Below are 19,755 nucleotides of genomic sequence, written 5' to 3' on the forward strand. Positions count from 1 at the left end.
TCCGGAAGGGCAGCCCGGGCCGGATCCTTCGGCAGGAGGGTGGCGCCGAGGTCGACATTTCCGGTCGAGGTCAGGCCGGGCCCGGCGCGGCCAGAGGGAACGTGGCGAGCACCGTGCGCCCGCTCGCCGCGGATCGGGGCGCCATGTCCACGAGGGCGATCTGGCTGAGGGCGAGCCGCTGGCCCGCGTGCACCCGGGCGCCGTTCTTGATCGTGATGTGGGCCCGGAAGCCGGGACCCGTGAACGCGGGTTCATCCGGGGTGGAGGCGAACGGCCGCACAGCGTCGACGAGGGCGCGGTGCAACCCCGTGAGCTGCGGGTCGTCCTCGATGAGCGTCACCGGCACGTCCTCCCGCCGGCCGAACAGCGCGTCGGCGCCCGCGACGGGAGTCAGTGCGGTCCCGCCGCCCGGCGCGCCGGCGATGGTCGCGGCGACGACACCCGAGATGACGTGCGCGATGACGGATGCCGCGGCATCCGTGTGAAAGGGGGGCAGCACCGTGATGTGCAGCGGCCAGTCCGACACCGGGAAGCTGTCGCCGGTGCGGAGCGGCGTGAGCGGGAGGACGACGACGAGGCGGGACATGGGCCGAGTCTAGGCGCCACCGGCAGCGCCCGGCCGGTGGCACAATGGGCGGATGATGCTGCACCTCACCGGCGATTCCGCCGCCGACGCCCTGCTCAGCGACGACCCGTTCGCCCTCCTCCTCGGGATGCTGCTGGACCAGCAGATCGCGATGGAGACCGCGTTCGCCGGGCCGGCCAAGGTCCGCGACCGGATCGGCACGCTCGACCCGTCGACCATCGCCGGTTTCGACGCCGACGCCTTCGTCGAGGTCTTCCGGGCCACGCCGGCCGTGCACCGCTACCCCGGCTCGATGGCCGCGCGCACGCAGACCCTCGCCGGGGTGATCGCCGCCGACTGGAACGGCGACGCCTCCGCCCTGTGGACCACCGGCTCCCCGGACGGCGCCGAGATCCTGCGGCGCCTGAAGGCGCTCCCGGGGTTCGGCGAGCAGAAGGCGAAGATCTTCCTGGCCCTGCTCGGCAAGCGGCAGGGTCTCACGGCGCCGGGCTGGCGGGAGGCATCCGCCCCCTACGGCGAGGACGGCTCGTTCCGGTCGGTCGCCGACATCGTCGACCCGGAATCTCTGAGCCGGGTGCGGGAAACCAAGCGGGCGGCGAAGGCAGCGGCCAAGAAGACGGAGTAGGCATGGTGCGGTTCCTGATCCTCTGGCCACCCTCGTGGTCTGGCTGGTCCCGGCCGTGGCGACCGTCACACTGCCGCTGCTGTTCCTGCGTAGGGTGGTGAAGCAGGGCGGTACCCGCGGTTAGACCGTTACCGGCCAGATCGAGGAGTGTGCAGTGGGCCCCCATTTCAGCGAGCAGACCTTTGACTTTCTCGAAGAGCTGGAACACCGCAACAACCGCGAGTGGTTCGAAGAGCACAAGCCCGTCTACGAGATCGAGCTGAAGGCACGGATGCTGGCCGTCATCGAGTCGATCAACGCCGGCCTGGGCGAGTTCGCACCCCAGCATCTCCGGCCGCCGAACAAGGCCATGATGCGCATCTACCGCGACGTGCGCTTCTCCCACGACAAAACCCCCTACAAGACCCATCTGGCGGCCTTCTGGCCGCGGCAGGGTCTGGAGAAGACCGGGGGAGCGGGCTTCTTCGTGCAGGTGGGTGTGCAGAGCGTCATGGTCGCGGGAGGGTCCTGGGGTCCGGGACCGCAGCAGCTGCGCGCCATTCGCGAGTATCTGCTCGAGCACCACAGGGCGATGCGAGGCGTGCTGGCCGACGTGTCGCGCACCGGACTGGCCGATCCGCTGGCGGGCAACCCGCTCGTGCGTGCGCCGAAGGGTTTCCCGGCCGACCACCCGGCCGTCGATCTGCTGCAGAACCGCAGCTGGGCGATGACCGGCTTCCTGCCCGGCGCCGCGGCGCTCGGCGAGGACTTCACCGACCTGGTGCTGGAGCGGTTCCGGGCGCTCGCTCCGCTGGTCGATCTGCTGAACGTGCCGCTTTCCTCGGTGACGCCACTGCAGCGGGAGGCCGCAACCGGCCGCCGCGAACAGGGTGATTCCACGGCCGTGTGAGTGACGTTGTCGTCCCCATTCGGGACTCCCTGATCGGGTGTACATTCCTCACTAAATCTGTCTGGATACTCCCTGCTTAGACTCAGGAAATTAGTACTAAATTCCTAGTAAGCAATCAGTTCAGCATTTAGGCTGATTAGTAATCAAGCAACACAGCAAAGCACGTCTGCACAGCGATATCTCAGTTCTTTCTCGCTCATCCGGAGGACAAAAAGTGATTCCCGATTCCCTCACCCAGATTCAATACGACACCGTCTACAACATGTTTTCGCTCGTCATCGCCTCACAGCTGTTCACGGCGATCTTCATCATCGTCTCCCTCAAGCGGATTCTCCCGCGCTACCGTCAGGCGATGACCGTCGCGGCCATCGTGTGTGCGATTGCCGCGTACCACTACTTCCGCATCTTCGACTCCTTCAAAGCAGCGTTCGTCACCGAGGCCATCGGCGGTGCGGGCGACTATGTGCAGGTCGCCGGGGCATCCTTCAACGAGGGCTACCGCTACGTTGACTGGCTCCTCACCGTTCCTCTGCTCCTGCTCGAACTGATCGCGGTTCTCGCCCTGGCCCGCAAGGTGCAGACCAGCCTCCTCTACCGCCTCATCCCGGCCTCGGCCCTGATGATCATCCTCGGGTACCCCGGCGAGCTCAGCGGCGACAACGCGGTACGCGGAATCTTCGGTCTGCTCTCGACCATTCCGTTCGCGTACATCCTCTACGTCCTGTTCGTCGAACTGACCAAGTCCCTCGACCGTCAGCCGGCAAGTGTGCGCCGCACGATCAGCCAGCTGCGCCTGCTGCTGCTGCTGACCTGGGGTGTCTACCCGATCGCCTACCTGCTGCCGATGCTCGGCATCGACGGTTCGGATGCCTGGGTCGGCAAGCAGATCGGCTACTCGATCGCCGACATCCTGGCCAAGGCCCTCTACGGCCTGATCATCTACAAGATCGCTCGGATGAAGTCGTTCGCGGACGACCCGTCTTTCGCACGCCTCGAACTGTCGGTCGATGAAGCCGACGAGATGGCAGCCGGCACGAACGCACGCGGCAAGTAGGCCCACCCGGCCTCCGGCGCGCAGCCAACGGGCCTGGGCCGGTCGTGATCGAATGATCGCGACCGGCCCAGGCCCGTTTCTGCATCCAGTTCGCCCGGGTCGGAGTCTAAAATCAGGTGTGCTCATCGCCCTGAATGACGGACCTGCGGATGCCGTTGTGGCCCGCCACCTGCCCCATCTGGTCGACGACGAGGTGAGGCCGAGTCCCGGCATCCGCGGCGGCCAGACCAGTGCCGACCGTGCACTGGCCGGCTTCTCGGTCGCGGGCTATGCGGCCAAGCGCAGCCAGGTACTCCCGGAGAGCGCTCGCGGGGCATCCCGGCTCTCACCGTATATTCGGCACTCGCTGTTGCCGCTTGGCCGGGTGTGGGAGCACGTCGGGGGCGGACCGGCCCGGGACACCCGAAAATTCCGGGATGAGTTGCTCTGGCAGGAATACGCGCGCCATCTCTACGCGCGGGTGGGCGGGGCCCTGCACCGAAACCTGCGCTTCGCGGCACCCTGGGCCGGAGAATTCGAACCCGAGGCCTGGCCGCAGCGCATGCGCTGCGTCGAGTCGGTGGTGTCGGAGCTGGAAACCGACGGCTGGCTCGTCAACCAGACCCGGATGTGGCTGGCCTCCCAGTACACGGTCCGGTCCGGCGCCGGGTGGCACGCCGGTCAGGAGGAGTTCTACCGGCACCTGCTCGACGGCTCCCGCGCCGCCAACCTGCTGGGCTGGCAGTGGACGGTGGGGGCCGGCACCGGTTCACCCTACGGCTTCGCCCGCTGGCAGGTTGAGAAACGGGCGCCGCAACTCTGCCGTGACTGCCCGCTCGCCCGGGCCTGCCCGATCCAGGAATTTCCGGCCTCGGCCGCCGTTCCGCCGGTGACGGATGCGCCGGCGAACCTCACCCGCGACCCTCAGCTGTCCATCACGAGGGGGCCCGCCGACGTCGTCCGGCATCGGGCTGCCCGGTCGGTGCTCCTGACGGTGGACTCCCTGGGCGACGCCGATCCGGCCCTCATCGCGCATCCCGCGCTTCCGGTCGTCTTCGTCTTCGACGAGCCGGCCCTGGAGCGGTTGCGGTTGTCGAGCAAGAGGCTGATCTTCACGGTGGAGACCCTTCAGGATCTGGCCCGCCGCCGCGAGGTGGTCGTGCACCTGGGCGACCCCCGAGTGATCGTTCCGGGCCTTGACGCAGCCGTCACGTCTGCACCGGTACCCAGTTTCGCTCGGTACGCGGAGGGTGCGGCGGAGCTGCATCCGTGGCCGTGGCTGGTGGAGCCGCACAGCGGCTCGGTAGCCAGCTTCTCTGCCTGGCGCCGGGCCTCGGCCGGAGTGCGCGCTGCCGACGAGTCGGAGGACATGGCGCGACTGGACGGTCTCTAGCGGTCGACGGGGAGCTCCGGCTAGCGCCCCTGGCGGCGCTTGCCGGGCCGCGGCTGGCCTTTGACCTCGGGCGCGCGGCCCTTGCCCTTCGCCGCTTTGGCTTTGCCGCCCGCGGGCAGCGGCGGCTTCCAGGGTTCGTTCGAGGCAGCCAGCTCGGCGCGGGCATCCGTCAGAAACAGGTTGCCCGCGGTGGTGAGCCGGGTGGTCTCCGTGGTGCGGTCGATGAGCACGACGCCGAGGTTCGCCTCGAGTTTCGCAATCGAGGAGCGCAGCTTCGGGGTGGAGATATTGAGGTTCATCGCGGCGCGTGGGAAATGCAACTCCTCGGCGACGGCGATGAAGTGCCGGAGGAGGGTGATGTCCACGGAAACGCCTTTCTTCTGACCCGCACGATTCGCAGGCAGACTCATAGGGTACGCGCCGAGTCCGGGGAGTCGTGACGGATGCCCCCGGCGACGACGGCGTCCCCCCGGCGTGACCAGGTTCTCAGGTATTTCCCAGCTGATAGAGTAAGTGCTGATACTGGGGGATTTATGGATAATTCAAAATTGGGCGGAGAGCCGGATTCCGGCCTTGACGCGACGAACAACGATCTGGAAGCGACGAACCTGCAGCCCGCTGTGACGCCGCCAGCGGATGCTGCGGGTCCGCCTGCACCGCCTGAACCGCCGGCCGGTCCGCCCGCGCCGCCTGCGCCGCCCGCGGATGCTGCGGTTCCGCCCGTGCCGCCGGCGGGCCCGCCCGCTCCTCCCGTTGCCGGGACTCCGGCCGCGCCCGCCGGCCCGACGGTCGTCACGCGTGCCGGAGCGCTCGTGCGCAGCGTGTCACCCGAACGATTCATCGCCGCCGCCGCAGCCGGTGCCCTGGTATTCCTTGCAGCCTGGGTGTTCGCCTTCGTCGTAACCCTGCTTCTCGGCGTGAGCCTCCTGGAATCCGACCCCGAGTGGTTCTGGGCGTTCCAGGCGCCGGCCCAACTCGTGGGTCTCGCCGTCGGCGGCACGCTGACCGGGACCTCGACGGTCCTGGGTGTCACCGCATCCGTCTCGTTCCTGTGGCTCCCTCTCGTGATCACCGCGTTCCTTGTCGCGGCCGGCGTCTTCCTCGCCCGCCGGGACGAGCGACTGCAGGGCAGTGCGACCCGCGGCATCCGGTGGCTCCTGTCGGTGCCGACGGGCCTGGTTCTCGCCCTCCTCACCGTGATCGTGGCGGCCGTTCTCCCGTTGCGCCTGGACTCGTCCGACGAGCTGGCTTCCGCGCTGGACTCCGACGTGGCGCTGTCCTCAGCCTCCTTCACCGCCTTCCTGGGCGCGCTCGCGCTCGGCACGATCGCCGCCTACGCCGGCCGCGCCCGCGTCGCCGGACGCGTGCGCCCCGCCACCCTGCCTCCGGCCGCGGCGCCCGCGTCACGCGTCGTGCGCGACAACGTCCGCGGAACCGCCCCCGTTGTCGCTCTCTACACGGCTGTTCTCGCCGCCCTCCTCACGGTCGGGCTGCTGATCTGGACCGTCGTGGAGGTGGGGGTGAACGCCCTGCTGACCGCGCCGCTGTGGCTCCCCACGGCCGTGCTCGACGGCCTCGGCTTCGTCAACTTCGCACCGATCACGCTCACCGGCGCGCTGTCTTCGCTGCCCCTCGGAGGCGTCCCCGACAGCTACTGGATGCCGGCGGTGCTGCCGTTCTGGGCCACGGCCCTGATCGTGATCGTCAACCTGGCCCTGATCTGTGGCGCCGGGATCATTCTGCGGCTGCGGCGCCCGACCGGCGCACCCGCGTCGTCGGTCTCCTGGGTGACCACCATCGTCGCCTTCGCCCTGGTGGGCGTCCTGGCGTCCCTGCTGGGCAGCATCAGCGGCTGGACGACCGTCGACGCCGGCTCCGACAGCGACTCCCTGATCGGCCTGCTGGAAGGCGCCGGCTCCGGCCGCGGATCCGTGGGTCTGGCCGCCTGGGCGTTCCTCGTCTTCGCGGCTCTCGGCGCACTCGTCGAGGCGGTGGCCCTGTACCTGGCCCCGGCACTGATCGCGCTCATCCCCGCCGCCTGGATCGCCCGGGTCGGGCGGCTCACGGCGCGGGTCGGTGTGCCCCTGACTGCCGGCATCCGTCCCACCGCGCCGGTGGGCGAACCCGCCGTGATGACCGCCATGTCGGGCGACGCCGCGGACGCCGTTGCAGGCCCGGGCGTGGGCGTTCCGGTCGCCTCCGGGGCAACCGAGCCGATGACTCCCGAGCGCAAGCGCCGGTTGCTCCTCGTCCTCGGCCTCGTCGGCGGTGCCGCTGTTCTCGTGGTGGCCGCCTCGATCGGTATCGCGGTCGTCAACAAGACGGTCTACAGCCCCAAGCACCAGGTGCAGAGCTACCTGGGCGCACTGGTCGACCAGGACGCGTCGGCCGCTCTCGAACTCTCGGTTCCGGATGGGACCCGGGCCGAGCGTGTGCTGCTGACCGACAAGGTCTTTCAGGCGACGGATGGCGGCGTGACCGACTTCACGATCACCGACGTCAGCATCAACGGGGATTCCGCCCAGGTGACCGCCGAGCTCAAGCAGGACGGTGGCAAGTCCACCGAACTATACGAGCTCAAGCGGACCGGGTCCACCCTGCTGTTCTTCGATGACTGGAAGCTGAGCACCGTGGGGCTGTCCAGCCTCGACGTCATGCTGAGCGACGGCATCACCGAACTCGACGTCAACGGCGTCACCGTCTCGCTCACCAAGGGGCAGCAGGGTGACGGCTATGTGCAGCTGCTCGCGTTCCCGGGCGAGTACACCGTCGGCGTCGCCGGCGACGACGAGTGGATCACGGCCGAGCCCCGCACGACAACGGTCGGATCCTCCTACCTCGACGGGGGCGAGAGCGTCGAACTCGAGCTGGTGCCCACCAAGGCCTTCGAGAAGAGCATCGACGAGCAGGTCACCGCGATGGTCGAGGCGTGTGTGGCGCTGAAGGAACTCGACGCCGACGACTGCCCGATGTACACGTTCGACTTCGGCACCGTCACGGACGTGGCCTGGACCATCGACGAGGCCGCGACGTTCGAAATCGAGGATTCCTACGACGACGAGTGGTACGTGACCACGGACGTCCAGGGTTCCGCCAGCGTGACCTACAACCGTCAGGGTTTCAGCGGCACCGTCGAGCCCATGACCGGTCAGCGCGACTTCTACGTGGACGGCCGGATCACCATGGAGGGCGGCAAGCCGGTCTACGCCTACGGCTACTAGGAGTCACACGACCCACTGGAGTTCAGGGTTCGAAGCGGGCAGCCGGCACGACCGGCTGCCCGCTTTTCCCTGTCCGGACCCAGCCGGCCACCGCTGTGCGATCCCGGCGCACGCTAGGCTGGTGCCGAAAAGTGAATATCGGGCCATCAAGGTCGATGCGGGAGAGTTCGGCGCCGCCAGGCAGCCGAACACCGAAGGAGCAATCCTCCCCGACAATCTCTCAGGTACTCGTACCGCATCGGACTGGCCACTCTGAAAAGTAGTCGCGGCACAACAGTGACTCGCCCATGGTGAAAATCGCTCCGGCAACGGACCGGTGAAGCTCTCAGGCCTGACGACAGAGGGGGAGTTCCCAGGGGTTCGATCGCTCGACCGCGCCCCGGAGATTCTCGCTCGGCTCTCGGCCGACGACAACCTGGAGAACTCATGACCTCGGACACTGCCGCCCACCCTGATTCCACCCCCGCGGCGGAACGCTTCTCCCCCCTGCACCAGGCGCACGTCGATGCCGGGGCCGGCTTCACGGACTTCGCCGGCTGGCAGATGCCGGTGCGTTACTCGAGCGATCTGGCCGAGCATCACGCGGTGCGCACCAGCGCGGGCATCTTCGACCTCTCGCACATGGCCGAGATCGTCGTCTCGGGGCCGGACGCGGGCGCATTCCTCGACTATGCCCTCGCCGGCAAACTCTCGGCGATCGATCTGCTCCAGGCCAAGTACAGCCTCATCCTCAACCGCGCCGGCGGCATCATCGACGACGTGGTCGTCTACCGCACGGCCGAGAACGAGTACCTCGTCATCGCCAACGCCGGCAACCGGTTTCCGGCCTTCGAGGCGCTGTCGACCCGCGCCGCACGCTTCGACGTCACGGTCACGGATCGGAGCGACGACGTCGCCCTGATCGCCGTGCAGGGACCGAACTCCCGCGCCATCCTCGAGGCCACTGCCGACCTGACCGTCGACGGTGACCTGTCCGCGCTGAAGTACTATCGCGCCCTCGGCGGCACCTTCCAGGCCGGCACCGTGCTCATCGCCCGCACCGGTTACACCGGAGAAGACGGCTTCGAGCTCTACGTCGACGTGCCGGATGCCGCGGCCCTCTGGGACGCGCTCCGCGCGGCAGGGGCATCCTTCCACCTCGTACCGGCCGGGCTCGCCAGTCGCGACACGTTGCGCCTGGAAGCCGGCATGCCGCTCTACGGCCACGAGCTGAGCACCACCACCTACCCCGCCCAGGCCGGGCTCGGCCGCGTCGTCAATCTCGGCAAGGAGGTCGACTTCATCGGCCGCGAGGCCAGCGAAGAAGGTCCCAGCGCCGAGGCGCGCGTGCTCGTGGGGCTGGCCTCGGCCGGCAAGCGCGCCGGGCGGGCCGACTACCTGGTGTATCGCAGCTCCGACGCGACCGTGGCCGACGGCGTGATCACGAGCGGTGCGCTGTCACCGACGCTCGGACATCCGATCGCCATGGCCTATGTCGCACCCGGACTCGCCCGCCTCGGGACCGAGGTGTTCGTCGACGTGCGCGGCACGCGCATCCCCGCGACCGTGACCGCCCTTCCGTTCTACAAACGTCAGAAATAATTCACCCCATCGAGAGGAACACCCCCATGGCCGAACAGTCTGAACTCCAGTACACCGCCGAGCACGAGTGGGTGCAGGTCGACGGCAACACCGCCACCGTCGGCATCACCGCGTACGCCGCCGACAAGCTCGGTGACGTCGTCTTCGTCGAGCTGCCGGCCGTGGGCAGCGATGTCGCCGGTGGCACCGTCGTCGGCGAGATCGAGTCGACCAAGTCGGTCGGCGAACTCTTCGCGCCCATCACGGGCACCGTCGCCGAGACCAATGACGCCGTCGTCGACAGCCCCGAGCTCGTCAACAGCGACCCCTTCGGCGACGGCTGGCTGATCAAGGTCAGCTTCTCCGAGCTTCCTCCCCTCCTCAGCTACGCCGAATACTCCGCCCTCATCGGCGAGTAACGAAACCGAAAAGCGCAGGTTCCCGCACCCATGTCACAGCCCTTCACCCAACGCCATATCGGCACGGATGCCGACGCGCAGTCCCGCATGCTGGCCATCCTCGGGTACGACTCCGTTGACGCCCTCGTCAACGCCGCCGTGCCCGAATCGATCCAGGTGGACCAGTTCCGCACCATCGGCGACAGCACCCTGCCGCCTGCGGCGACCGAGCGTGAGGCCATCGCGGAGTTGCGCGAGCTCGCCGGCCGCAACACCGTGAAGCGTTCGATGATCGGGCTGGGCTACTACGACACCGTCACCCCGGCCGTGATCAAGCGGAATGTGTTCGAGAACCCCAGCTGGTACACGGCGTACACGCCGTACCAGCCCGAGATCTCCCAGGGCCGGCTCGAGGCACTGATCAACTTCCAGACCATGATCGCGGACCTGACCGGGCTGTCCACCGCCAACGCGTCCATGCTCGACGAGTCGACCGCCGTGGTGGAGGGCATGCTGCTCACCCGCCGGGCGTCGAAGTCCACGTCGACCCGGTTCATCGTCGACGCCGACGCGCTGCCGCAGACGAAGGCGCTGCTGGCCAACCGCGCGGGCGCCCTCGGGATCGACCTGGTCGAGGTCGACCTCGGCGGGGTCTCGACAGGCTCGACCACCGGGGGTGGCTCGACCACCGGGGGCGGCTCGACCACCGGGGTCTCGACAGGCTCGACCACCGGGGGTGGCTCGACCACCGGGGGCGGCTCGACCGGCGGGGCAGACCTCGGCGAGTACTTCGGCGTCTTCGTGCAATACCCCGGCGCGTCCGGCCGGGTCTGGAACCCGGCCGGCGTCATCGCCGCCGCCCAGGCGCAGGGAGCGCTCGCCGTCGTCGCCGCCGACCTGCTCGCCCTGACCCTGATCAGCTCGCCCGGCGAGCTCGGTGCCGACGTCGCCGTGGGAACCAGCCAGCGCTTCGGCGTGCCGATGGGCTTCGGCGGTCCGCACGCGGGCTATATGGCCGTGCGCAAGGGCCTCGAGCGCCAGCTTCCCGGCCGCCTGGTCGGCGTCAGCGTCGACGCGGCCGGACACCCGGCCTACCGGTTGTCGTTGCAAGTCCGGGAGCAGCACATCCGTCGGGACAAGGCCACCTCGAACATCTGCACGGCTCAGGTTCTCCTGGCCGTGATGGCCGGCATGTACGCCGTGTACCACGGGCCTGACGGCCTTCGGAAAATCGCCGCCCAGGTGCATGAGCGCGCCGGGCAGCTCGTCGTCGCGCTCCTCGCCGCCGGAGCCGACGTGCGCACCGAGACGTTCTTCGACACGGTCCGGGTCTCCGTTCCCGGCCGTGCAGCCGAGATCGTCGGGGCGGTCGCCGACAGCGGCATCAACCTGCACCTCGTCGATTCGGACACCATCGGCATCGCCGTCGACGAGACGACGACCCTCGCCGACCTCGCCCTCGTCGTCGGCGCGTTCGGCGGCCGCGACGCCTTCGGCCTGGTCGACTTCAGCATGGTCGAGGCCGGGCTGCCGCCCGAACTGCACCGCACCAGCGAGTTCCTCACCCACCCGGTGTTCAACACGCACCGCTCCGAGACGAGCATGATGCGCTACCTCAAGCGCCTCGCCGACTACGACTACGCGCTGGACCGCGGCATGATCCCCCTCGGTTCCTGCACCATGAAGCTGAACGCGGCCACCGAGATGGAGGCCGTCAGCTGGCCCGAGTTCGGCGGTCTGCACCCGTTCGCGCCACGTGCCGACGTGGAGGGTTACCTGGAACTGATCCGGCAGCTCGAAACCTGGCTCACGGATGTCACCGGCTACGACTCGGTGTCCCTCCAGCCCAATGCGGGCAGCCAGGGTGAACTGGCCGGTCTGCTCGCGATCCGCGGCTTCCACCTGTCCAACGGGGACACCCAGCGCACCGTCTGCCTGATCCCGTCGAGCGCGCACGGCACCAACGCGGCATCCGCCGTTCTGGCCGGGATGAAGGTCGTCGTCGTCGCCTGCGACGAGCTCGGCAACGTCGACCTGGACGACCTGCGAGCCAAGATCGCCCTGCACGCGGGAAACCTGGCTGCGCTGATGATCACCTACCCGTCCACGCACGGCGTCTACGAGCACGAGGTCGGCACCATCTGCCGGGCCGTGCACGAGGCCGGTGGCCAGGTCTACGTGGACGGCGCCAACCTCAACGCCCTGCTCGGCTTCGCCCGGTACGGTGACTTCGGCGGCGACGTGTCGCACCTGAACCTGCACAAGACGTTCTGCATCCCGCACGGCGGCGGCGGGCCCGGCGTCGGCCCGGTCGGGGCCAAGGCGCACCTCGCGCCGTTCCTGCCGGGGCACCCCATGGCCCAGAGCGCGGAGCACTACCTGCTCGCCTCCGGCGACGCGGCGACAGGTGACACCGAGGCCGGCGCCGTCGGCGGAACGGTCGTGCACGCCGGCGGTCCGGTCTCGGCGGCGCCGTACGGCAGCCCGAGCATCCTGCCCATCTCCTGGGCCTATGTGCGCATGATGGGCGCGGAGGGACTGCATGAGGCCACCGGCGCCGCTGTTCTGGCGGCCAACTACGTGGCCAAACGGCTCGAGGCGCACTACCCGGTGTTGTATTCGGGTGACAACGGTCTGGTCGCGCACGAGTGCATCCTCGACCTCCGCCCGCTCACCGAGGCCACCGGGGTCAGCGTCGACGACGTGGCCAAGCGCCTGGTCGACTACGGCTTCCACGCGCCGACCATGAGCTTCCCGGTCTCCGGCACGCTCATGATCGAACCGACCGAGAGCGAAGACCTGGCCGAGATCGACCGGTTCGTCGAGGCCATGATCGCGATCAAGGCCGAAGCGGATGCCGTGGCCGCCGGCCGCTGGCCTGCCGACGACAATCCGCTGCACAACGCCCCGCACACCGCGCAGTCGGTGATCGAGGGGGAGTGGACGCACGCCTACGACCGCGAGACCGCGGTCTATCCGGTGCGCAGCCTCATCCGCGGCAAGTACTGGCCGCCCGTGCGCCGCATCGACAACGCCTACGGGGATCGCAACCTCGTTTGCGCCTGCCCGCCGCCGGAGGCCTTCGAGTAGAACGCCCCGAACGAATTCGACGGAGATTTTGCCCATTCGGCCGCGTTTCGGCCTGATTAGCGCCTTCTGAGGCAGAATCTCCGTCGAATTCGCACGGGCACGGGCACGGGGGCCCGGGCGTACGGGCAGCCGGTCAGGCGGCGGGGGCGAGGAGGCCGGGCCACCAGGCCAGGGCCAGCGGGTAGCCGACGAAGGAGACGATGTCGAGGATCCAGTGCGCGATCACCAGCGGCATGGTGCGTCCCCAGCGCACATAGCACCAGCCGAACACCACGCCCATGACCGCATTGCCGAAGAACGGGCCCACGCCCTGGTACAGGTGGTAGCTGCCGCGCAGCAGCGCCGAGGACACGATCACGGTCCAGGTCGACCAGCCCAGTTCACGCAGCCGGGTGAACAGGTAGCCGACCACGATCAGCTCTTCGACCAGCGCCGAGCGCAGCGCCGAGAACACCAGGATCGGGACCGTCCACCAGAACGTGTCCAGCGGCGAGGGGACGACGGCCACCGTGAAGCCGAAGGCCCGCCCGGCGAGGTAGAGCGCCAGGCCGGGGATGCCGATCACGAGCACCAGCCCGACGCCCCTCCCCAGGTCACGCCCCGGCTGCGTGAAGTCGAATCCGAGACGTCGGAACGAGTTCTGACCGGGGAGCCACAGCAGGTAGAGCACCAGGGCAACCGCGAACAGGGCGAAGAAGATGCCCAGGAACTGGTAACTGAAATCGAGCCACTCCCGAGTCGACTGCGACCCGTTGAGGGTCGCCGACTGTTCCGAGAGCGGCCGGGTGTCGGTCAGCCGGGCGATGATCGCAATGACCGAGTAGAGAGCGGATGCCCCGAGCGAGAGCCCGAGGACGATCCCCACCTCCCAGCGGAGTGCGGTGCGATCGCCGCGCGGAGTCACGCTCCGGGCTTCATCCGGCAGGCCGGGGTCCCGCCGGGCAGGCGGTGACGGTAGCGGGCCACGAAGCGGTAGCCCACTTCGGCGGCCCACGACCACGGCGGCACGGTGCCCAGCCAGCCCAGGGCGCGCAGTGCGGCCGCGGGCTGGTGCCGGAGCAACGCGGCCACGGCGGCGGCCCCGCCGTACTGGTGTCCGTCGATGACCAGCCATACCCGGGACTGGGCATCCTTCGTCGTCAGGGCATAGGAAGCCAGGTCGGTCCACTGGTAGGGGGAGGAGGCCGGCATGGCGGGCAGGAGGCGCTTCATCGCGTTCACGGACGTGGTGCAGAAGGCGCAGTCGCCGTCGAAGATCAGCAACGGAGGACGGGCGGGGGCGGTGACGGTCATTGTTCAATCCTCCCACTGCCTGGAACGAGCATGTTGCTGAATCTGGCGGATAGTTTGCGCGCAAGAACCTGTTGTGGCGCAACTATCCTGCGCAGTTTGTTTCGCATGTGTAACGTTTCCTCAATAGATTATGCGAAGTCCGCACCTGCTCTTTAAGGTCGATATAACTGAGGTGTCTGCGCGCCCAAAGGCCCGGCGGCACTTCCCTGCGCACTGGAGGAAAATTGAAAATCAGGAGACTGGGCATACCAGCCATCGCCTTGGCCGCCGCGGGAGCGCTCGTGCTCTCCGGTTGCGCCGGCGGAGACACCCCCGCAGAGGGCGGCAACGCGTCGATTATCACGACCAACGGTTCTGAGCCGCAGAACCCGATCATCCCCACGAACACCACCGAAACCGGTGGCGGCAAGATCGCCACCTCGATCTTCGCCGGACTCGTTTCGTACACCGCCGAGGGAGAGATCGAGAACGAGGTCGCCAAGTCGATCGAGTCCGACGATTCGCAGAACTGGACCGTCACGCTCAACGACGGCTGGGAGTTCACCAACGGCGAGGCCGTCACGGCCGATTCCTTCGTGGATGCCTGGACCTACGGCGCGACGTTCAGCAACGCGCAGGGTGCCTCTTACTTCTTCGACAACATCGCGGGCTTCGACCCCGAGGCTGACGCCGAGCTGACCGGCCTCAAGGTCGTCGACGACACCACCTTCACCGTCGAGCTGGCCTCGCCCGAGGCCGACTGGCCGCTTCGCCTGGGCTACACGGCGTTCATGCCGCTGCCCTCCGTCGCATACGACGACATGGAAGCCTTCGGTCAGGACCCGATCGGCAACGGCCCGTACATGCTGGACGGAGAGGGCGCCTGGGAGAACGAGGTCGGGATCGACCTCGTCACCAACCCTGACTACGACGGCGTGCGCAAGCCCGCCAACGGCGGCCTGAGCATCGTCTTCTACGCCTCGCAGGACGCCGCGTACGCGGACGTGCAGGGTGGCAACCTCGACGTGCTCGACGCCGTCCCGGACGCCGCCTTCGAGACCTACGAGTCGGACTTCCCGGACCGTTTCGTCAACCAGCCGGCCGCCATCTTCCAGGGCTTCAACATGCCGTACTACCTCGAGCACTGGAGCGGTGAGGAAGGCAAGCTGCGCCGCGCCGCCATCTCGATGTCGATCGACCGCAAGGAAATCACCGACGTCATCTTCCAGGGCACCCGTACCCCGGCGACCGACTTCACCTCGCCGGTCATCGACGGCTACTCCGACTCCCTCAAGGGTTCCGAGGTTCTCGAGTTCAACCCCGAAGAGGCCAAGGCCAAGTGGGCCGAAGCCGACGCGATCGCGCCCTACACCGGCACGTTCGACCTCGCCTACAACTCCGACGGCGGCCACGCCGCCTGGGTTGACGCCGTCACCAACAGCATCAAGAACACGCTCGGCATCGAAGCCGTCGGCAAGCCGTACCCGACCTTCGCCGCTGCGCTCGAAGACCGTTCCGCTGACAAGCTGACCGGTGGAACCCGCGCCGGCTGGCAGGGCGACTACCCGTCGCTCTACAACTTCCTCGCCCCGCTGTACCAGACCGGTGCCGGCTCGAACTACGAGGACTACGCCAGCCCCGAGTTCGACGCGCTGCTGAAGGAAGGCGCCTCCGCGTCCTCCGTCGAGGATGCGACCAAGAAGTACCAGGAAGCACAGGAACTCCTGCTCGTGGACCTTCCGACCATTCCGCTCTGGTACTCCAACGTCACCGGGGTCTGGTCTGACAAGGTCGACAACGTCGTCTACGGCTGGGACTCCGTGCCGCTGTACACCGACATCACCAAGAGCGAGTAATACTCGTTCCAACCGTTCAACAGCAGTAGATAGAACCAAGTGTGGGGTCCGGGGCGTGCAGCCACGGACCCCACACTGACTAGACTCAACCAGTGATTGTGAATCTCATGTACATACGTTCCGGCTTGGGGACCTGATGATCTGGTATACCGGCAAACGCCTGCTCCAGATGATCCCGGTGTTTTTCGGTGCAACCCTCCTGATCTACTTCATGGTGTTCTCCCTCCCCGGAGATCCCATTGCGGCCCTGTACGGCGACCGGCCCCCGGCGCCCGGAGTTGTCGAGCAGATCCGCGCCCAGTACAACCTGGACAAGCCGTTCATCGTTCAGTACCTCATCTACATCGGCAACTTCTTCCAGGGAGACCTGGGCACGACCTACTCCGGCCGTCCCGTCAGCGACGTGATGGCCAAGGCGTTCCCGATCACGGCCCGCCTGGCCCTGCTCGCCCTGGCCATCGAGGCCTTCTTCGGCATTCTGGTCGGCCTGGTCGCAGGTCTGCGCAAGGGCAAGCTGTTCGACACCAGCGCCCTCGTCGTCAGCCTCCTCCTGATCAGCGTTCCCACGTTCGTGATCGGGTTCGTGCTGCAGTACGTCTTCGCCGTGCAACTCGGCTGGGCGCGCACCACGGTGAGCAGCGAGGCTCCTCTCAGCGAACTCCTACTCCCTGCCCTCGTGCTGGCCTCGGTGTCGTTCGCGTACATCGTGCGCCTCACCCGGGCGAGCGTGTCCGACAACCTGAACGCGGACTTCGTGCGCACCGCCACGGCCAAGGGGCTCTCCCGCCGCCGCGTGGTGGGCGTGCACGTGCTGCGCAACTCCCTGGTGCCCGTCGTCACCTTCCTCGGCGTCGACCTCGGATCGTTGATGGTCGGTGCGATCGTCACCGAGGGCATCTTCAACATCAACGGCGTCGGCGGCACCGTCTACAAAGCCATCAAGCTCGGCGAGGGACCGACCGTGGTGTCGTTCATCGCGGTGATGGTCGTGATCTTCGTGCTGGCCAACCTGCTCGTCGACCTCCTCTACGCAGCACTGGATCCGAGGATTCGCTATGCCAAATAAGAACCCGAACGCGCAGACGCACTACGTCGCCGCGCTGGAAGAAACCCCGGTCGAAACAGTCGACCGCCTGGACGAATCGCAGAAGGCCCGCAGCACTTGGGCGGGTGCCTGGGACGCCATGCGTGTGCGGCCCAGCTTCTGGATCTCCTCGGCCCTGATCCTCCTGATCGTGATCGTCGCCCTGTTCCCGAGCCTGTTCGCCCAGGTCTCGCCTCGGGCCTGCGACCTCGGTGACAGCCACGGCGGCCCCGAAGACGGACATCCGCTCGGCTTCACCCGTCAGGGCTGCGACATCTACGCGCGGATCATCTTCGGCACACAGGCTTCCGTCACCGTCGGCCTGCTCGCGACGATCCTGGTCACCTTCACGGGAATCATCGTGGGTTCGCTCGCCGGTTACTACGGCGGCGTGCTCGACGCGATCGTCTCGCGCATCGGCGACATCTTCTTCGCCGTCCCCACCGTGCTGGGCGCGATCGTGCTCATGTCGGTCCTGCCGGAGCGCACCCCCGTCACCATCGCACTCGTGCTCTCGCTCTTCGCGTGGCCGCAGATCGCGCGCATCATGCGCGGCGCCGTGCTGTCCGCGCGCAACTCCGATTACGTCACGGCCTCCATCGCCCTGGGCGTCTCCAAGTTCCGTATCCTGCTGCGCCACGTCGTGCCGAACTCCATCGCACCCGTGATCGTGATCGCGACCGTCTCGCTGGGCACGTTCATCGTGGCCGAGGCCACCCTGTCCTTCCTCGGTATCGGTCTCCCGCCGGCCATCATGTCCTGGGGTAACGACATCGACGCCGCCAAGAGTTCCCTCCGCACCAACCCGCAGGTGTTGCTGTACCCCGCGGCGGCCCTGTCCGTGACAGTCCTCGCGTTCCTCATGCTGGGCGACGTCGTGCGCGACGCCCTCGACCCCGAAGCGAGGGCCCGCCGATGAGCCAGACCGTCATCGAACCCGTCAGCGAGCCCGTCAACAACGGCTCCGGCGTGTCCCACGAGCCACTGCTCCAGATTCGCGACCTCGAGGTCGGTTTCCAGACTCAGCACGGCGTCGTCCCCGCTGTGCGCGGGGTCAGCCTCACCCTGTACGCCGGCCAGACACTGGCGATCGTGGGGGAGTCCGGTTCGGGCAAGACCACGACCGCGCAGGCCATCATCAAACTCCTCGCCGGCACCGGCAAGATCACGGCCGGGCAGATCCTGTTCGAGGGCCGCGACCTCGCGGGCCTGTCCGAGAAGCAGATGCAGGATGTGCGCGGTCGCCTGATCGGCTACGTGCCGCAGGACCCGATGAGCAACCTGAACCCCGTCTGGAACATCGGCTTCCAGGTTGAGGAGGCCATCAAGGCCAACAACGTCGCCCAGGGGAAGGCCGCACGTCAGCGCACCATTCAGGTGTTGCAGGAAGCCGGCCTCAGCGACGCGGAAGACCGCCTCAAGCAGTTCCCGCACCAGTTCTCCGGCGGCATGCGCCAGCGCGTGCTGATCGGTATCGGCCTGTCCGCCCGGCCGAAGCTCCTGATCGCCGACGAGCCCACCTCGGCGCTCGACGTCACGGTGCAGCGCCAGATCCTCGACCACCTCGGTACCCTCACGCGTGACTACGGCACCTCGGTGCTGTTCATCACCCACGACCTCGGCCTCGCGGCCGAGCGGGCCGAACAGCTCGTCGTCATGTACAAGGGCAAGGTCGTCGAGTCCGGGCCGTCGCAGGAGATCCTCGCCAACCCGCAGCACCCCTACACCCAGCGTCTCGTGGCCGCGGCTCCGAGCCTGGCGTCACGGCGCATCCAATCGGCCAAGAACGACGATGCGGTCGGCGCGGAGATCTTCTCCGGCGGATCGCTCGACACGACCCTCGTGGCGCGTGCGGCCGAGCGGGAACAGGCCGCCGAGGCGAAAGACCTCATCAAGGTTCAGAACATCTCCAAGCTGTACCGCATCCGTACCAAGGGTCTGAAGTACAACGAACTGCTGGCCGTCAACGACGTCTCCTTCGCCATCAAGAAGGGCACCACCACCGCCCTCGTCGGCGAGTCCGGTTCGGGCAAATCCACCGTGGCGAAGCTCCTCCTGCAGCTGGAGAGCATCACGAGCGGGACGATCGAATTCGACGGCCAGGACGTCGCCGGGCTCAAGGGTGCGGCGCTGCTGAAGTTCCGCCGCCGGGTTCAGCCGGTCTTCCAGGACCCCTACGGTTCCCTCGACCCGCAGTACAACGTGGGCAACACCATCGCGGAGCCCCTCCTGGCGCACAAGATCGGCACCTCGGCGGAGCGCCAGGCTCGCGTGCGTGAGTTGCTCGACCAGGTCTCCCTGCCGTGGGCCACCCGGTACCGCTACCCGAGCGAACTGTCCGGCGGGCAGCGTCAGCGCATCGCCGTCGCGCGCGCCCTGGCCCTCAAGCCGGACGTGCTGGTGCTCGACGAGGCGGTCTCCGCTCTCGACGTGCTCGTGCAGGGCCAGATCCTGAACCTGCTCACCGAGCTGCAGACGGAACTCGGCCTGACCTACCTGTTCATCACCCACGACCTGGCGGTCGTGCGCCTGGTCGCCGACAACGTCTGCGTCATGCAGCGCGGCAGGATCGTGGAGTCCGCGTCCACCGACGAGGTCTTCGACAGCCCGCGCGAGGCCTACACCCAGGAGCTCCTCGCAGCCATCCCGGGTGCCAACTTCGAGTTCGGCCGCTAAGCGCGTGTCCGGCGGTTCGGGACGGGTTCCCGGCCGCCGGGGACCTCGGCTTCCGGCCTCGTCGCCGGCGCC

At 67.9% G+C, this 19,755-nt stretch carries 16 protein-coding genes and 2 riboswitches; of the genes, 12 read left to right on the top strand and 4 right to left on the bottom strand.

What is annotated here, in order from left to right; translation table 11 throughout:
* Positions 1–70: 70 nt before the first annotated feature.
* Entirely contained in the window at positions 71–586 is a 516-nt protein-coding gene (locus AC0J5J_RS14295) for a 2'-5' RNA ligase family protein (protein ID WP_474898601.1), read from the bottom strand.
* 52 nt (positions 587–638) lie between these two features.
* Between AC0J5J_RS14295 and AC0J5J_RS14300 the strand changes: the two genes are divergently transcribed.
* From AC0J5J_RS14300 to AC0J5J_RS14315, 4 genes are all read left to right on the top strand, one after another.
* A complete protein-coding gene (locus AC0J5J_RS14300; RefSeq protein WP_474898602.1) occupies positions 639–1,211 on the top strand; it encodes an HhH-GPD-type base excision DNA repair protein in 573 nt (190 codons plus the stop codon).
* 154 nt (positions 1,212–1,365) lie between these two features.
* Positions 1,366–2,100 (top strand): DUF2461 domain-containing protein, encoded by a 735-nt coding sequence (locus tag AC0J5J_RS14305; protein WP_474898604.1) that lies wholly within the window; start codon positions 1,366–1,368, stop codon positions 2,098–2,100.
* Positions 2,101–2,314: 214 nt separating this feature from the next.
* Positions 2,315–3,154 carry a bacteriorhodopsin gene (locus AC0J5J_RS14310; RefSeq protein WP_198414250.1) on the top strand — a complete coding sequence of 280 codons (840 nt, stop codon included), beginning with the start codon at positions 2,315–2,317 and terminating at the stop codon, positions 3,152–3,154.
* A 118-nt stretch (positions 3,155–3,272) separates the two neighbouring features.
* Positions 3,273–4,526 (top strand): FAD-binding domain-containing protein, encoded by a 1,254-nt coding sequence (locus AC0J5J_RS14315; protein WP_474898606.1) that lies wholly within the window; start codon positions 3,273–3,275, stop codon positions 4,524–4,526.
* 20 nt (positions 4,527–4,546) lie between these two features.
* Here AC0J5J_RS14315 and AC0J5J_RS14320 read toward each other — a convergent pair whose 3' ends face one another.
* Positions 4,547–4,891 carry a LysR family transcriptional regulator gene (locus AC0J5J_RS14320; RefSeq protein ID WP_134425125.1) on the bottom strand — a complete coding sequence of 115 codons (345 nt, stop codon included), beginning with the start codon at positions 4,889–4,891 and terminating at the stop codon, positions 4,547–4,549.
* A 183-nt stretch (positions 4,892–5,074) separates the two neighbouring features.
* On the opposite strand from AC0J5J_RS14320, the gene AC0J5J_RS14325 reads away from it, so the two are divergent.
* The 4 genes from AC0J5J_RS14325 to gcvP all read left to right on the top strand — a co-directional run bounded on the left by AC0J5J_RS14325 (position 5,075) and on the right by gcvP (position 12,795).
* Complete coding sequence (locus AC0J5J_RS14325) at positions 5,075–7,747, top strand: hypothetical protein (protein WP_474898607.1); 2,673 nt, start codon at positions 5,075–5,077, stop codon at positions 7,745–7,747.
* A 148-nt stretch (positions 7,748–7,895) separates the two neighbouring features.
* Positions 7,896–7,993, top strand: a riboswitch (glycine riboswitch).
* A gap of 1 nt (position 7,994) precedes the next feature.
* Positions 7,995–8,095: riboswitch (glycine riboswitch) on the top strand.
* 78 nt (positions 8,096–8,173) lie between these two features.
* Positions 8,174–9,328, top strand: coding sequence for a glycine cleavage system aminomethyltransferase GcvT (gcvT, locus tag AC0J5J_RS14330; protein WP_134425752.1), 1,155 nt, complete (start codon positions 8,174–8,176; stop codon positions 9,326–9,328).
* A gap of 26 nt (positions 9,329–9,354) precedes the next feature.
* Positions 9,355–9,726, top strand: a complete 372-nt coding sequence (gcvH, locus tag AC0J5J_RS14335) for a glycine cleavage system protein GcvH (RefSeq protein ID WP_134425751.1) — start codon at positions 9,355–9,357, stop codon at positions 9,724–9,726.
* A 30-nt stretch (positions 9,727–9,756) separates the two neighbouring features.
* A complete protein-coding gene (gene gcvP / locus AC0J5J_RS14340) occupies positions 9,757–12,795 on the top strand; it encodes an aminomethyl-transferring glycine dehydrogenase (RefSeq protein WP_474898609.1) in 3,039 nt (1,012 codons plus the stop codon).
* Positions 12,796–12,928: 133 nt separating this feature from the next.
* On the opposite strand, the gene AC0J5J_RS14345 is transcribed toward gcvP, so the two are convergent.
* Together AC0J5J_RS14345 and AC0J5J_RS14350 are read right to left on the bottom strand one after the other, a co-directional pair.
* Positions 12,929–13,699, bottom strand: a complete 771-nt coding sequence (locus tag AC0J5J_RS14345; RefSeq protein ID WP_474898611.1) for a CPBP family intramembrane glutamic endopeptidase — start codon at positions 13,697–13,699, stop codon at positions 12,929–12,931.
* Positions 13,696–14,088 carry a thiol-disulfide oxidoreductase DCC family protein gene (locus AC0J5J_RS14350; protein WP_134425749.1) on the bottom strand — a complete coding sequence of 131 codons (393 nt, stop codon included), beginning with the start codon at positions 14,086–14,088 and terminating at the stop codon, positions 13,696–13,698. The genes AC0J5J_RS14345 and AC0J5J_RS14350 overlap by 4 nt, the downstream gene beginning before the upstream one ends.
* 224 nt (positions 14,089–14,312) lie before the next feature.
* Here AC0J5J_RS14350 and AC0J5J_RS14355 point away from each other — a divergent pair, with 224 nt between their 5' ends.
* From AC0J5J_RS14355 to AC0J5J_RS14370, 4 genes are all read left to right on the top strand, one after another.
* Entirely contained in the window at positions 14,313–15,923 is a 1,611-nt protein-coding gene (locus tag AC0J5J_RS14355) for a peptide ABC transporter substrate-binding protein (protein ID WP_134425747.1), read from the top strand.
* Between the two features lie 136 nt (positions 15,924–16,059).
* The gene (locus tag AC0J5J_RS14360) at positions 16,060–16,989 is read left to right on the top strand and encodes an ABC transporter permease (RefSeq protein ID WP_134425745.1); all 930 of its coding nucleotides are present in this window, start codon (positions 16,060–16,062) and stop codon (positions 16,987–16,989) included.
* Complete coding sequence (locus tag AC0J5J_RS14365; RefSeq protein WP_474898612.1) at positions 16,979–17,926, top strand: ABC transporter permease; 948 nt, start codon at positions 16,979–16,981, stop codon at positions 17,924–17,926. Before AC0J5J_RS14360 ends, AC0J5J_RS14365 begins: the two co-directional genes overlap by 11 nt.
* Positions 17,923–19,683, top strand: coding sequence for a dipeptide ABC transporter ATP-binding protein (locus tag AC0J5J_RS14370; RefSeq protein ID WP_134425743.1), 1,761 nt, complete (start codon positions 17,923–17,925; stop codon positions 19,681–19,683). Before AC0J5J_RS14365 ends, AC0J5J_RS14370 begins: the two co-directional genes overlap by 4 nt.
* Positions 19,684–19,755 lie beyond the last annotated feature (72 nt).

Source organism: Cryobacterium sp. TS_SC_7 (genome assembly GCF_056156285.1).

What these genes read in the sequence shown, in the direction of transcription:
- AC0J5J_RS14300 (WP_474898602.1), top strand. Translation starts at nt 639, where the DNA reads ATGATGCTGCACCTCACCGGCGATTCCGCCGCCGACGCCCTGCTCAGC.
- AC0J5J_RS14365 (WP_474898612.1), top strand. Translation starts at nt 16,979, where the DNA reads ATGCCAAATAAGAACCCGAACGCGCAGACGCACTACGTCGCCGCGCTG.
- gcvH (WP_134425751.1), top strand. Translation starts at nt 9,355, where the DNA reads ATGGCCGAACAGTCTGAACTCCAGTACACCGCCGAGCACGAGTGGGTG.
- AC0J5J_RS14360 (WP_134425745.1), top strand. Translation starts at nt 16,060, where the DNA reads ATGATCTGGTATACCGGCAAACGCCTGCTCCAGATGATCCCGGTGTTT.
- gcvT (WP_134425752.1), top strand. Translation starts at nt 8,174, where the DNA reads ATGACCTCGGACACTGCCGCCCACCCTGATTCCACCCCCGCGGCGGAA.
- gcvP (WP_474898609.1), top strand. Translation starts at nt 9,757, where the DNA reads ATGTCACAGCCCTTCACCCAACGCCATATCGGCACGGATGCCGACGCG.
- AC0J5J_RS14370 (WP_134425743.1), top strand. Translation starts at nt 17,923, where the DNA reads ATGAGCCAGACCGTCATCGAACCCGTCAGCGAGCCCGTCAACAACGGC.
- AC0J5J_RS14295 (WP_474898601.1), bottom strand. Translation starts at nt 586, where the DNA reads ATGTCCCGCCTCGTCGTCGTCCTCCCGCTCACGCCGCTCCGCACCGGC.
- AC0J5J_RS14350 (WP_134425749.1), bottom strand. Translation starts at nt 14,088, where the DNA reads ATGACCGTCACCGCCCCCGCCCGTCCTCCGTTGCTGATCTTCGACGGC.